The organism is Demequina gelatinilytica (assembly GCF_000971115.1).
In the GTDB taxonomy this organism is placed as follows: domain Bacteria; phylum Actinomycetota; class Actinomycetes; order Actinomycetales; family Demequinaceae; genus Demequina; species Demequina gelatinilytica.
In genome coordinates this window covers 40,313-54,711 of record NZ_BBLV01000004.1, presented here as the reverse complement: position 1 = coordinate 54,711, position 14,399 = coordinate 40,313, and the positions used below count along the sequence as shown (strand labels likewise).

General features: G+C 71.6%; 9 protein-coding genes. 7 read left to right on the top strand and 2 right to left on the bottom strand.

Features of this window, described 5'->3' with window-relative positions:
• Positions 1 to 21 precede the first annotated feature (21 nt).
• Complete coding sequence (locus tag AOM00_RS04110; RefSeq protein WP_062516575.1) at positions 22 to 1,014, bottom strand: SLAC1 anion channel family protein; 993 nt, start codon at positions 1,012 to 1,014, stop codon at positions 22 to 24.
• 356 nt (positions 1,015 to 1,370) lie between these two features.
• Between AOM00_RS04110 and adhE the strand changes: the two genes are divergently transcribed.
• The 3 genes from adhE (at position 1,371) to AOM00_RS04095 (ending at position 8,609) form a co-directional block, all read left to right on the top strand.
• Positions 1,371 to 4,088 (top strand): bifunctional acetaldehyde-CoA/alcohol dehydrogenase, encoded by a 2,718-nt coding sequence (gene adhE, locus AOM00_RS04105; RefSeq protein ID WP_062516574.1) that lies wholly within the window; start codon positions 1,371 to 1,373, stop codon positions 4,086 to 4,088.
• A 155-nt stretch (positions 4,089 to 4,243) separates the two neighbouring features.
• On the top strand, positions 4,244 to 7,780 hold the full coding sequence (locus tag AOM00_RS04100; protein ID WP_062516573.1) for a 5-oxoprolinase/urea amidolyase family protein: 3,537 nt from the start codon (positions 4,244 to 4,246) through the stop codon (positions 7,778 to 7,780).
• Between the two features lies 1 nt (position 7,781).
• Positions 7,782 to 8,609, top strand: a complete 828-nt coding sequence (locus tag AOM00_RS04095; protein WP_062516572.1) for an N-acyl homoserine lactonase family protein — start codon at positions 7,782 to 7,784, stop codon at positions 8,607 to 8,609.
• Between the two features lie 7 nt (positions 8,610 to 8,616).
• Here the strand turns inward: AOM00_RS04095 and AOM00_RS04090 are convergent, their stop codons facing one another.
• The gene (locus tag AOM00_RS04090; RefSeq protein ID WP_062516571.1) at positions 8,617 to 9,255 is read right to left on the bottom strand and encodes a TetR/AcrR family transcriptional regulator; all 639 of its coding nucleotides are present in this window, start codon (positions 9,253 to 9,255) and stop codon (positions 8,617 to 8,619) included.
• A gap of 123 nt (positions 9,256 to 9,378) precedes the next feature.
• Between AOM00_RS04090 and AOM00_RS04085 the strand changes: the two genes are divergently transcribed.
• From AOM00_RS04085 to AOM00_RS04070, 4 genes are all read left to right on the top strand, one after another.
• Complete coding sequence (locus AOM00_RS04085) at positions 9,379 to 10,242, top strand: urea amidolyase associated protein UAAP1 (protein WP_062516570.1); 864 nt, start codon at positions 9,379 to 9,381, stop codon at positions 10,240 to 10,242.
• Positions 10,239 to 10,919 carry an urea amidolyase associated protein UAAP2 gene (locus tag AOM00_RS04080; protein ID WP_062516569.1) on the top strand — a complete coding sequence of 227 codons (681 nt, stop codon included), beginning with the start codon at positions 10,239 to 10,241 and terminating at the stop codon, positions 10,917 to 10,919. The genes AOM00_RS04085 and AOM00_RS04080 overlap by 4 nt, the downstream gene beginning before the upstream one ends.
• Positions 10,916 to 12,670, top strand: a complete 1,755-nt coding sequence (atzF, locus tag AOM00_RS04075) for an allophanate hydrolase (protein ID WP_062516568.1) — start codon at positions 10,916 to 10,918, stop codon at positions 12,668 to 12,670. Before AOM00_RS04080 ends, atzF begins: the two co-directional genes overlap by 4 nt.
• Before the next feature lie 92 nt (positions 12,671 to 12,762).
• On the top strand, positions 12,763 to 14,346 hold the full coding sequence (locus AOM00_RS04070; RefSeq protein WP_062516567.1) for an ABC transporter substrate-binding protein: 1,584 nt from the start codon (positions 12,763 to 12,765) through the stop codon (positions 14,344 to 14,346).
• Positions 14,347 to 14,399: the final 53 nt, after the last annotated feature.

Here is a 14,399-nt window from a genome sequence, read left to right as displayed (position 1 = left end):
CTTGCACGGGGGTGGGGCGGTTCAGCCCTCCGCGGTGAGCAGCTCGCCGCGGACGACCGCCACGGCGGTCCGCCATCCGAGCCCGAGGACCAGCAGGCTCGCAACTGCGACCGCGGCCACCCCGACCCAGGCCGCGAACGCGGTCGCCCCGCTCTCGTAGGCCGCGAGGAGCGCCGACGCGGCCGCGGCGAGGGGGAACGTGTACGCCCATGCGCTCACCGCGAACGGCACCTTGCGCAGGTAGGTGGCCTGCGACGCGAGCAGCGCGAGCTGGAAGATCACCACGCCGAGCAGCATCATCGCGACCGGGTCCGTCCACGACCCTCCCAGCCTCACCCAGGCGAGCGATGCGACGGCCGGAGGCGCGGCGAGGATCGCGAGCGTGGGGGCGAGGCGCCACGGCATGGTGCCCTCGAGGAACAGCCGTCCCAGCACGATCGGCAGCAGCCCGAGCCAGAACAGCGCGCCAACCCCGAAGAAGTACCAGCTGATCTCCGCGGGCGCGTGCGCGACGCCGGCGAGCGGTGCCACCAGGTTGCCGACGATCGGGATGAACCACGCGGGATGCACGTGCACCGCCTGGACGCGCGCATCGGCGATCCAGGTGCGCATGATGAGCACCGTCGCGAGGAGCTGGAGCACCGCCCCGGGCCACCAGAGCGCCGCGGAGACGCCCTCCGCGATCGGCGCGAACGCGGCGGCGAGGACCATGAGGGACACGGGGAGCGTGCCCACGAACGCCGACTTGACGGGGTGCTGCCACTCGGCGCGAGCCGCGCCGGGGTGCCGGACCACCTTCGCGGCGTACGCGACGACGGCGACGGCGGCCACCGCGAGGCCCACGCCCGCGAGGATGTCGTTCACCGGCAGCGCGAGCCCGAAGGCCTCCTCGAGGCGGTACCACGCGACCGCGGTGCCGCCCACCCCCATCGCGACCGCGAAGACGCCCACGGGCAGGTGGGCGAGGCTGGGCGGCGGCACGGTGGACGATGCGGCGGCGGGGTCGGTGGACATGGCTGCCTCCTCGGCGGTCGGGGATACCCCATGGCGTATGTCCTCAGTCTGGCATCGACCGCGGGGGTCGCGGACGGGGCCCATGGTCCCGGGCCCGCGCCGCGCGCATGCCTCGGGACGCTCGTCAAGGCGGGGGATGGGGCCGTTCCAAGCGCCCCGCCGCGCCGCATCGTCCCCGCGAATGCGCCCGAAAACCCCTGGCAACTATACCCCGCAGGGTATAAAACGCCTGGTATTGGGCCTATGGTCCCCGGGACCTCTGCCCCGCGAGATGCCGCCGGTCCGCGCCTACCGTGAGGGTCATGGGGATCGAGGCCCGGAGGGGGCCGGCACCCGTCACTAGGAGCCAGACAAAGATGACTACCACTGTCCCGGAGAGCGCGACCACCGACGTCGCGACCGCCATCGACAAGCTCGTCGCCAACGCCCAGGAGGCGCTCGACGCGTACAGCGTGTTCACGCAGGACGACGTCAACCTCCTCGTCAAGAAGGCCTCTGTGGCCGCCCTCAACCAGCACGGCGAGCTCGCCGTCCTCGCGGTCCAGGAGACCGGCCGCGGCGTGTTCGAGGACAAGGCCGTCAAGAACATCTTCGCGTGCGAGCACGTGACCCACTCGATGGGCCCGATGAAGACCGTCGGCATCATCAACGAGGACCCGATCAAGGGCATCACCGAGATCGCGGAGCCCGTCGGCGTCGTCGCCGGCGTGACCCCGGTCACCAACCCCACCTCGACCGCGATCTTCAAGTCGCTCATCGCGCTCAAGACCCGCAACCCGATCATCTTCGCGTTCCACCCGAGCGCGCAGCAGTCGTCCGTCGCCGCCGCCAAGATCGTGCGCGACGCCGCGATCAAGGCCGGCGCCCCCGAGCACTGCATCCAGTGGGTCGAGACCCCGTCGCTCGAGGCGACCAACCTCCTCATGAACCACGACGGCGTCGCGCTGATCCTCGCGACCGGCGGCAACGCGATGGTCAAGGCCGCGTACTCGTGCGGCAAGCCGGCCCTCGGCGTCGGCGCGGGCAACGTCCCCGCCTACGTGCACAAGTCGGCCGTGCTCGAGCGCTCGATCAACGACCTCGTGATCTCCAAGGCCTTCGACAACGGCATGGTGTGCGCCTCGGAGCAGGCCGTCATCCTCGACGCCGAGATCTACGACAAGGCTCTCGAGCTGTTCGACCGCCTCCACGCCTACAAGGTCACCCCGGCTGAGAAGAAGATGCTCGAGGAGTTCATCTTCGGCGTCACCGCCGACGGCCAGAACTGCGCCGGCGCGAAGCTCAACCCGAACGTGGTGGGCAAGTCGCCGCAGTGGATCGCCGAGCAGGCCGGCTTCTCCGTCCCGGAGGAGACCTCGATCATCCTCGCCGAGGTCTCGACCGTCGGCGAGAGCGAGCCCCTGACCCGCGAGAAGCTGTGCCCGGTCCTCGCCGTCCTCAAGGCGGAGTCCACCGAGCAGGGCCTCGACTACGCCGAGCGCATGGTCGAGTTCCACGGCCTGGGCCACTCGGCCGCGATCCACGCGACCGACGACGCGCTGATCAAGGACTTCGGCAAGCGCTGCAAGGCCATCCGCATCATCGTGAACTCGCCCTCGAGCCACGGCGGCATCGGCGACATCTACAACGCGTTCATGCCGTCGCTGACCCTGGGCTGCGGCTCCTACGGCCACAACTCGGTCTCGAACAACGTCACCGCGGTCAACCTCATCAACGTGAAGCGCATCGGCCGGAGGAACAACAACATGCAGTGGTTCAAGGTTCCGGCCAAGACCTACTTCGAGCCCAACGCGATCCAGTACCTGCACGACATGAACGGCGTGAACCGCGTCACCATCGTGACCGACGCCACCATGACCCGCATCGGCATCGTCGACAAGGTCCTCGACGTCCTCAACCGTCGCGAGAACCCCGTCTCCGTGCAGATCATCGACAACGTCGAGCCCGAGCCGAGCGTCGCGACCGTCCGCAAGGGCGCCGAGACCCTCCGCGCCTTCAAGCCCGACACGATCATCGCGGTCGGCGGCGGCTCGCCGATGGACGCGGCGAAGGTCATGTGGCTGCTGTACGAGCACCCGGACATCGACTTCGCCGACCTGAAGGAGAAGTTCTTCGACGTCCGCAAGCGCGCCTTCCAGTTCCCGAAGCTGGGCGAGCTCGCCAAGCTGGTCTGCATCCCGACCACGTCGGGCACCGGCTCCGAGGTGACCCCGTTCGCCGTGATCTCCGACCCGGAGAGCGGCCGCAAGTACCCGCTCGCCGACTACGCGCTCACGCCGACCGTCGCGATCGTGGACCCGGTCCTCACCGCGAACCTCCCGTCGCGCGTCGCCGCGGACTCCGGTCTCGACGCCCTGACCCACGCCACCGAGGCCTTCGTCTCGGTCTACGCGAACGACTACACCGACGGCCTGTGCCTCCAGGCCATCAAGATGGTCTTCGAGTACCTGCCCCAGTCGGTGCAGGAGGGCGGCCAGGCGGTCAAGGCCCGCGAGAAGATGCACAACGCCGCGACGATCGCCGGTATGGCCTTCGCCAACGCGTTCCTCGGCCTGGTGCACGCCATGTCGCACGTGACCGGCTCGACCTTCCACATCGCGCACGGCCGCACCAACTCGGTGTACCTGCCCCACGTGATCCGCTACAACGGCAAGGTCCCGACCAAGCCGGCCTCGTGGCCCAAGGCGGAGTCCTACGTCGCGCCGGAGCGCTACCAGGAGATCGCGAAGCACCTCGGTCTCCCGGCCTCGACCCCCGAGGAGGGCGTCGAGTCCTACGCGAAGGCCGTCGAGGACCTGCGCACCGCGTGCGGCGTCGAGCGTTCCTTCAAGGAGCTCGGTGTGGACGAGGCGGAGTTCATGGCCTCGCTCGACACGCTGGCGATGAACGCGTACGCCGACCAGTGCGCGCCGGCCAACCCGCGTCTGCCCATCCTCGAGGACATGAAGGTGATGATGGAGGCCGCGTACTACGGCATCACCTGGGACGAGGTGAAGGCGAACCGCAAGGCCGAGGCCATCGTCGCCGACGCGAAGAAGGCCCCCGCCAAGAAGGCCGCTGCGAAGAAGGCCTGACCAAGCTGGCTCCCGGGGTCCCCGTGACCCCGTGAGACCCTCCCTCAGGGCCCCGACACCCCTCCGGTGTCGGGGCCCTGTGCTTGCTCCGGGCGCGGGCACGCTGCCGGGAAGATGTAACACCGCGTTTACCTATCGTTCGATAGAGTCGCGCCATGACGACGCAGAACACCCCGCCCGCGGTGCTGGTGGCCAACCGTGCGGAGATCGCGACCCGGATCTTCCGCTCAGTCAAGGCGTGGGGTGGCCGCACCATCGGCGTGTACACCGACGACGACCGCGGCAGCCTCCACATCGAGGCCGCCGACGAGGTGGTCCGCCTCGAGCGCCGCGGCGAGCTCGACCCCTACCTCGACATCGAGCAGCTGATCGCGATCGCGCGCGACCGCGGCGCATGGGCGATCCACCCCGGCTACGGCTACCTGTCGGAGAATGCCGGCTTCGCCCGCGCGGTCGAGGAGGCCGGGCTCGTGTTCGTCGGGCCGCGCCCGGACCAGATCGCGCTGTTCGGCGACAAGCAGGCGGCCCGCGAGAGGGCCATCGCCGCGGGTGTGCCGACCTCGGAGGCGACCGCGGAGCTGCGCGATGCGGACCACGCCCGCGAGGAGATCGCGCGCATCGGCCTGCCCGTCATCGTCAAGGCGGCGGCCGGCGGCGGCGGCAAGGGCATGCTCGTGGTGCGTGCCCTCGACGAGGTCGAGGCGGCCTACGCCTCCGTGGCGCGTGTCGCGTCCACCGTGGGCGGCGGCGTCTTCGCCGAGCGCTATATCGAGCACGCGCGGCACGTCGAGGTCCAGATCTTCGGCGACGGCGACGGGCTCGTGGTGACGCTCGGTGATCGCGACTGCACGCTGCAGCGCCGCAATCAGAAGGTGGTGGAGGAGGCGCCCGCGTTCGACCTCGCACCCGAGCTGCGTGCCCGCCTGCACACGACGGCGCGCGCGCTCGGCGCGAGCGCGGCCTACCGCAGCGCCGGCACGGTCGAGTTCGTCGTGGACGCCGTCACGGGAGATGCGTCCTTCTTGGAGATCAACACGCGGCTGCAGGTCGAGCACCCTGTCACGGAGGCGGTCACGGGCGTCGACCTGGTGGGATGGATGCTGCGCCTTGCCGCCGGCGACCCGGCGTTCCTCGCTCCCTACGCGGCGTCCGGCGCGGTCCCCGTCACGGGCGCGGCGGTGGAGAGCCGCATCTACGCCGAGGACGCGGCCGCGGGCTTCCGCCCGAGCCCTGGCACGGTGACCGCCGTCCATCTGCCGGCCGACGTCCGCGTCGACCACTGGATCCAGGCCGGCACCGAGGTGGGGATGCGCTTCGATCCGATGCTCGCCAAGGTCGTCACCGACGGCGCGACTCGCGAGGAGGCGTGGGCCCGCCACGCCGACGCGCTCTCGCACACGCGAATCGACGGCGTCCACACCAACCTTCCGCTGCTGCGCGCGATCGCGGCCTCCGACGTCGTGGCAGGCGGTGCGCACACGACCGCAAGCCTCGGCTCGCAGATCGTCCCCGAGCCCGGCGGGATCCGAGTCGAGCATCCCGGCTTCCTCACCACCGTCCAGGAGGGGCCGGGCCGGACGGGTCTGTGGCACATCGGCGTCCCGCCGTCGGGTCCGATGGACGACCGCAGCTTCGCGCTGGGCAACCGCGTGCTGGGCAACGCTCCGGGGACGGCCGGGCTCGAGTGCACGGTCACCGGGCCCGCGCTCACCTTCGGCGCCGCGACCCAGGTGTGCGTGACCGGGGCGCCCGCGCAGGTCACGCTCGACGGTGCCGCCGTCGAGCAGTGGCGGCGCGTCGAGGTGCCCGCCGGGTCGACGCTGGAGATCGGCCGCGTCGCGTCGGGGCTGCGCGTCTACGTCCTCGTCGCGGGCGGGGTGGATGTGCCCGAGCACCTCGGCTCGCGTGCCACCTTCACGCTGGGACGCTTCGGAGGTCACGCGGGTCGCGCGCTCCTCGCGGGTGACGAGCTCCCCATCGGCACGGCGTCCGCGGCCCAGGCAGACGACGCGGAGCCTCCCGCCCGACCCGTGATCGGCTCCGCGTGGGAGATCGGCGTCCTCGACGGCCCGCACAGCGCGCCCGACTTCTTCACCGAGGAGGACGTCGCGGACATCCTCGAGGCGAGCTACACGGTGCACTTCAACTCGGACCGGACCGGCGTGCGGCTCGTGGGGCCCAAGCCGGAGTGGGCGCGCACCGACGGCGGCGAGGCGGGGCTGCACCCGTCGAATATCCACGACACGCCCTACTCCGTGGGCGGGATGGACTTCACGGGCGACACCCCGGTCCTGCTCGGCCCGGACGGCCCGAGCCTCGGCGGCTTCGTCACCCCGGTCACCGTGGCGAAGGCCGAGCGCTGGAAGCTCGGCCAGCTCGCGCCCGGCGACCAGGTCCGCTTCGTGCGGCTCGCCCCCGCGATCCCCGAGCCGGCGGGTGCCCCGCGTGGGGTGCTGGCCGACCGCGACGGCGTGGTGGTCCGCCGCCAGAGCGACGACAGCCTGCTGGTCGAGCTCGGCCCGCAGGAGCTCGACCTGCTGCTCCGTGCGCGCGTGCACGTCCTGCAGGGCCGGCTGCGGGACGATGCGCCGGCCGGGATCCGCGATCTCACGCCGGGGATCCGCTCCCTCCAGGTGACCTTCGACGACCCGTCGCGCATCACGCCCGAGGTGCTCGAGCGCATCGTCGCCCTGGCGGCGGACACCGCGGAGGCGTCCGACCTGGTGGTCCCGAGCCGGCGTGTGCGCCTTCCGTTGTCGTGGGACGACCCGGCCACGCGCGAGGCGATCGCGCGCTACGAGGCGGGCGTGCGCGACGACGCCCCGTGGAACCCGTGGAACATCGAGTTCATCCGCCGGGTCAACGGGCTCGACGGCGTCGAGGACGTCTACGCGACCCTGTTCGACGCCGAGTACCTTGTGCTCGGGCTCGGCGACGTCTATCTGGGCGCGCCCGTCGCGACGCCGCTCGATCCCCGCCACCGGCTGGTCACCACCAAGTACAACCCGGCGCGCACGTGGACGGCGGAGAATTCCGTGGGCATCGGGGGCGCCTACCTGTGCATCTACGGGATGGAGGGCCCGGGCGGCTACCAGTTCGTGGGACGCACGACGCAGGTCTGGGACCGCTGGGCGTCCTTCGCCGGCGAGGACCGCGCCGTCGACGGCTCACGGCCGTGGCTGCTCGACTGGTTCGACCGGATCTCCTGGTACGAGGTCTCCGCGGAGGAGCTCCTGCGGCTGCGTGCCGACTTCGCGGCCGGGCTCTGGCGCCCCGAGATCGAGGACGGCACGCTCTCCCTGGCCGACCACGTGCGCTTCCTCGACGACAACGCCGCGTCCATCGCGGAGTTCCGGGGGCGCCAGCGTGCCGCGTTCGCCGCGGAGCGCGACCGATGGGAGGCGAGCGGCGAGTTCGATCGCGCGATCGAGCCCGCGGACCCCGTGGCCCCCGCGGCGCTCGCCGACGGCTGCGTGGGCGTCGAGGCTCCTTTCGCCGCCAACGTCTGGAAGGTCCTGGTCGAGGAGGGGCAGAGGATCGAGGCCGGTCATACGGTCGCGGTGGTGGAGGCGATGAAGATGGAGACCAAGGTGATCGCGGCGCATTCCGGAACCGTCGACGCGGTGCTCGCGCCGGCGGGCGCGACCGTCGCCCCGGGCGACGCGATCGTGTCGCTCAGGACTGGGGTCTGACATGGCGGCGACATTCGAAGGGCCGCTCGCCCTGGGCGGGAAGCCGCTCGCCCTCCACGCGTTCGTCGTGGGCTACGAGCCGATGCGCGAGTCGATGTCGATCGACGGCGGCGACCCCCTGAGGCATCTGCTCGAGCCGGTGACGGCGGTGGCCGTCGAGTACACGGACGGGTGGGTGCTGCTCGACACGGGCTTCAACGTCGCCGTCGTGCGCGATCCCGAGCGTCGTCGCGAGGTGTTCAACTACGACAGCTACACGGCTGTGGTGCCCCTGGGGGACCCGCTCCTCGACGCGGTCGCCGGAGCGGGCTTCGAGTGGTCGGACCTGGCGGCCTGCGCGATCAGCCATGCGCACCTCGACCACACGGGAGGCATCGCGCACGTCCCGGACGGGGTGCCGGTGATCCTGCAGAGGCGTGAGCTCGAGTGGCTCGCCTCCGGCGCGGGGATCCGCGATGTGGTGCTCCCCTCAGACGTGCTCGACGCGGGGGAGGACCTCCGTGCGATCGATGGCGAGACCGTCCTCGCCCCCGGGCTCACGGCGCTCGACACCCATGGCCACACGCCCGGTCACCAGTCGTTCCGGGTGGACCTGGTCTCGGGCCGGTCGATCGTGCTCGCGTGCGACGCCGCCGACCTCATCGAGAACCTCGAGACCCAGCGCCGCTGCTCCGTGGTGCCTGTCCCCGGCGCGGAGCGGGCGGCGCAGGAGGCGGTCGAGACGCTCGCGCGGTGGCGCCGCGAGGGTCTCGAGGTGTGGCCCGGGCACGACCCGCACTGGTGGCCGTGGGCCGCGGCGATGCGGGGTGAGGCGGTGCGGGTCGACTGAGACCCGCTCAGCGATCGGCGGCGAGGATGCGCAGCGTGGCCTTCTCGATGCCGGTCGCGACGGCGTCCGCGTCGAGCCGGGGATCGTCGGCTCGCCTGAGGATCACGCCCTCGACGAGCGAGAACAGCAGCGCGGCCGTCTCGGCGGGGTCGTCCACGGCGGCCTGGCCGGCTGCGAGCGCGCGCCGCAGCAGCGCGCCGTACGCGCCGACCAGCTCCTGGCGCATCGCCTGGAAGGAGCCGAACAGCGGCTCGCTGGTCTCTGGAAGCAGGTAGAGCGCTCCGATGTTCGACGGCCCGGAGGCGAGCAGGTGCACGTCGAACCGGATGAGCGTGAGCAGCTGCGCGAGCGGATCCGAGTCCGTGTCGGCGAGCAGCTCGCGCGCCTTCTCCGTCGAGGGCCGCGCGGTGTCGATGAGCAGCTCGTTGAGCATCGCGGCCTTGTTGGGGAAGTGGTAATACAGCGACGGCTGCTTGATGTCGACCGCCGCGGAGATCTGCCGCGTGGTGGTCGCGGCGTAGCCCTGCTCGACGAAGAGCCGGGCGGCCGCCTCGAGGATCCGGTCGCGCCCCACCGGGTCCTTGCCGTGCGGGCGCGACCGACGCGGCGCGTCGGTGCTCGCTGGTGCGGAATCGGTGCGGTTCATGGCTGATCGACCCCCACAGTAGCGCCTGCCGCACGCGGCGCCAGCGGCGCCTCGCACGCGAAATCGAGCCGAAACAAAGGCGTTCTACACTCGCGCTGTACCTATCGACCGAAAGGTGGCGAGATGAGCAACGATCTGGGGGCCGGACGGCGCGCGAGCACCGCGACGCCCGCACAGGCGCGTGACGATGCGCGCGGGCGCGCAGGCACCGCTGTCGAGGCGATGCCCTACCTCCCGCCGTCGTCCTCGCCGCATGTGCCCGACGGGGTCGACCCGGGGGATCTGGTCTGGGCCGAGACCGTCGCGGGGCCGGGCTACGCCCACGCGACCCTGGCGCGGGGCTCCCGCATCCGACTCGAGGACGTCACCGGCGATGCGTGCGCGCATGTGGTGCTCGTGAGCGCCCTCCAGCGGTCCGAGCGCCTTAACGTCGCGGATACCCAGAAGATCCCGTGGCAGGCCTACCTGGGCGCCGGGCACCCGCTCCTGTCCGGCGACGGGCGTGTCCTGGCGACGGTCGTGGCGGACGCCGCCGACGGCCGGCACGACGCGTTCTGCGGCGTCACCACGCTCGCGAGCAACCACGCGCGCTACGGCGCAGGCGAGGCGCACTCGGCCACGCCGGCGGGTCGCGAGCTCCTGCGGCTCGCCGCGGCGAAGGAGGGTCTCGCGCCGCGCGACATCCCGCCGAGCGTCTCCTTCTTCAAGGGCGTCCGCGTGGGGGCCGACGGCGCGCTCGAGTGGACCGGCGGCGCCGGTGCCGGGGCCGCCGTCGAGCTCGTCGCCGAGGTGCCCCTCACGGTCCTGATCGCCAACGCGGCGCATCCGCTCGATCCCGACGACCGCTACCGGACGGGCCCGCTGCGCGTCCACGCGTGGGCTGCCGCCGCATCGTCACCCGCGGACCCGTGGTGGACCGCGACGCCCGAGCGCGCCCGCGCCTACCTCAACACCCAGCAGCACCTTCTCGCGAGGGGGATCCGATGACCGTCACGTGGGCCACCTACGAGGCCGGCTACTTCGACCGCAGCGAGGCGTACGTCGCCGGCGCCGCGGTGCTCGACCACGAGATCGCGCCGCGCGCGGGCTGGTCCGCCGTGGTGCGGGCCGGGCATGTGCTGACGCTGGTCGACGTGGGCGGCAACCAGTCGGGCGACTGCCTCATCTACGACGCGGTCGACCACGAGGAGCGCTACAGCGCGCAGGCCACGATCGCGGCGCAGCGCAACGCCTACCTGGTCGAGGGCTCGGTGCTGCTGTCGGACGAGGGTCGGGCGCTCATGACCGTCGTCGGCAACGAGGTCGAACGCCAGGACACCATCGGCGGCGCGTGCTCGAAGGAGTCGAACACGCTCCGCTACGGGCATCACACGATGTTCCACCACGCATGCCGGGAGAACTTCCTGCTCGAGGGAGCGCGGCACGGGCTCGGGCCGCGGGACCTGGTGTCGAACATCAACTGGTTCATGAACGTGCCCGTGGAGGCCGACGGCACCCTGGGCATCGTCGACGGCATGTCGGCGCCCGGCAAGCGTGTCGCGCTGCGCGCCGAGCGTGACGTCCTGGTGATCATCTCGAACTGCCCGCAGGTCAACAATCCGTGCAACGACTTCAACCCCACCCCGCTGCGTGCGATCGTGACGGACCCGGAGGGTCGGGCGTGAGCGCGGCCGATGCGGTCGCGAGGTTCCTCTCCACCGTCGAGGTGACCGAGCGTCCCGAGGCGTGGATCCATGTGGTCCCCGCCGCGGAGCTCGTCGCCGAGGCGGCGGAGGTCGACGCGGCCGTCGCCGCGGGGGCGGACCTGCCGCTCGCGGGCCGGCTGGTCGCGGTGAAGGACAACATCGATGTCGCCGGCTGTTCGACCACCGCAGCCGCGCCCACGTACTCCTTCGTCCCCGTCGGCGATGCCCCCGCGGTCGCGCGCCTGCGCGCCGCCGGTGCGATCGTCGTCGGCAAGACCAACCTCGACCAGTTCGCCACCGGGCTCGTGGGCACGCGCTCCCCGCACGGAGCCGTGCGCCACGCGACCGACGCGACGCGCATCAGCGGCGGCTCGAGCTCGGGCTCCGCGGTCGCCGTGGCGCTCGGCCTCGTGGACCTCTCGCTCGGGACCGACACCGCTGGCTCGGGGCGGGTGCCGGCGGCGCTCCACGGGCTCTGGGGCCTCAAGCCCACGCGCGGCCTCGTGCCGACCACCGGCGTGGTCCCCGCGTGCGCGTCGCTCGACTGCGTCACGGTGTTCTCCGCCGACCCCGAGCTCGCGGCGACGGCCATCGCCGTGATGTCCGGTCCGGACCTCGGCGACCCGCTCTCGCGCCGCCCGCGCGCGGGCGTGCCGCTCGCGTCTTCCGCGCGACGTCGCCTCATCGTGCCGACCGCCGTGGACCTGGGCGACCTCGCACCGGGCTGGGCCGAGGCGTTCGACCGTGTGGTCGTGGCGGCGGGTGCTGCGGGCATCGACGTGGTCGAGCGCTCGATCGCGCCGCTGCTCGACGCCGCCCGCATGCTCTACGAGTCGTCCTTCGTGGCTGAGCGGTACGCCGCGGTCGGGGCCCATATCGAGGTGCATCGTGACGAGATCGGGGAGTCCCTCGATCCCACGGTCGCGGGGATCATCCTCGCGGGCGGCGGCCGCACGGCCCCCGAGCTCTTCGCGGATCAGCGCGCGCTCGAGGCGTACCGCGCCGCCGCCGCCGAGCTCCTTGCGGACGCCGCCGCGGTCCTCACGCCGACCACCACCTGGCATCCGACGCTCGCCCAGGTGGCGGCCGATCCGGTCGGCGCGAACTCGCGCATGGGTCGCTTCACCAACTTCGCCAACCTTCTCGACATGGCGGCGGTCGCCCTGCCGGCGGGCCGTGCGGGCGAGGACGCTTTCGGCGCGATGCTCACCGGGCACGCGTTCAGCGACGGTCGCCTGCTCGCGCTCGCGCGCCGCATCGCGAACGCGGTCGAGCCGGGGGAGCGGGCGGTGTCCGCTGCGGCGCCGCACGAGGATCCCGCGGAGGCGGATGAGCTCGACGTGTTCGTGGTGGGTGCCCACCGTGAGGGGCAGCCCCTCCATCATCAGCTCGCGGGCCGGGGCGCACGTCTTGTCGGGCGGGTACGCACGGCGCCCGTGTACCAGATGTACGCTTTGGCCACGGTTCCCCCCAAGCCAGGACTGCTGAGGAGCGCCTCCGATGGAGGTGCGATCCTCGGCGAGGTATGGCGGCTCCCCGCCGCGGGGTTCGGTGCCTTCGTGGACGAGATCCCCGCCCCGATGGCCATCGGCAACGTCGCCCTCGAGGACGGACGCGTCGTCAACGGATTCGTGTGCGAGGCGCACGCGACCGACGGCGCGGTCGACATCACGGCCTCGGGCGACTGGCTCGCCTGGCTGCGTTCCCAGTCGGGCGAAACGCACCCGTAACACTGCCCGCGATCCAATGTAACTATTGACCGATAGGTTCGCGGTACCGTTCCACGGAACGGCCCCCCGAACCCTCTTCGAAGGAGCCAGCAGTGAACCGCCGCACCACCTTCGCCCTCGCCGGAGCCGCCGCTCTCGCGCTCGGCCTGTCCGCGTGCTCGAGCGCCGAGGAGACCCTTCCCGGGCAGTCCGCCGGCTCCTCGGATGCCGCCGACCTCGACACGACGCTCGACATGGGCCTGTCCTCCGACATCTCCGCGCCCGACCCGAGCTCGGCCTACTCGGGCTCCGAGATGAACCTCGTGCTCGCCGCCTACGAGGGGCTCCTCAAGTACGCGAACGGGACCGAGGACGCGGAGATCGTGCCGTCGCTCGCCACCGACTGGACCGTCTCGGAGGACGGCCTCACCTATACGTTCACGCTGCGCGACGGCGTGACCTTCGCGGACGGTACCCCGTTCACCTCGGCGGCCGTCCAGCCGTCCGTCGACCGCATGCTCGCGGAGGGTGCCTCGGGGCCGGGCTACATGGTGGGCGGCATCGCGTCCATCGACACCCCGTCCGACACCGAGGTGGTCTTCACGCTCGAGGCGCCGAACGACGCGTTCCTCGACTACCTCGCCTCGCCGTTCGGGCTCAAGATGATCTCGCCCGACGCGCTCGCCGCTCACGGCGACGATGCGGAGTGGTTCGCCGCCAACTCGGCCGGCACCGGACCGTTCCAGTACGCCAAGTTCGACGAGGGCGTGAGCTACGAGCTGACCGCCAACGAGTCGTACTGGGGCGACACCGGGGGCTACGAGTCGATCGAGTTCCACATCCTCGACTCGACCAACACCATCCAGCTGCAGCTCGAGAGCGGGGAGCTCGACGGCTACATCGGCTCCGCGAACAAGCCGCTGTTCGACGCGCTCAGCGCGAACGAGGCGCTCAACGCCTACACCTACCCGTCGATGATGGCGCCCGTGGTCTACCTCAACCCGAGCCACGACATCCTTGCCGACGCGGAGACGCGGCTGGCGCTGCTGAGCGGCGTCGACTGGGACGGCATCGTCCAGTCGGTCTACGGCGACCTGGGCACCACGTCGGCAGGCGTGTTCCCGTCGACCATGGTCGACTCGTCCCTCAACCAGGCCGGCATCACGTACGACGCCGACGCTCTCGCCGCGCTCGCCGAGGGCGGTCTCGCCGGCGAGTCGATCACCATCAGCTACCCGTCGTACGTCCCCGGCGGCCAGGACATCGCGGACAACCTCGCAGCCCAGCTCAACACGGTGGGCATCAAGGCGGAGTCGGTCGGGCTCGAGTCGAGCGCGTACTGGTCCTCGGTGTTCGACCCTGAGAAGGCTCCCGACATCACGCTCATGAGCATCTTCCCGGATGCCGCCCACCCCGACACCTGGGCGCGCCTCCTGTACTCGTCGGAGGGCGGGCTCAACCTGTTCTACCCCGAGATCGACGGCCTCGACGCGGTGCTCGACGAGGCGGTCGAGACGGGCGACCACGACCTGTACGGCGATGTGACCTCGCTGGTCGCGGGCTCCGGCGACTACTACACGGTCGCCGATCTCAAGGTCTCGGCCGCTTTCCAGGCCTCGATCACGGGCGCGGAGTCGGCCAGCTACCCGCTGCTGGGCATCACGTTCGACTTCACGCAGCTGTCCCCGGGCCAGTAAGGCCCATCCCCCTACGCGGTCCCTCGTGGCGGCGGCTCTCCCCCCGCCGCCGC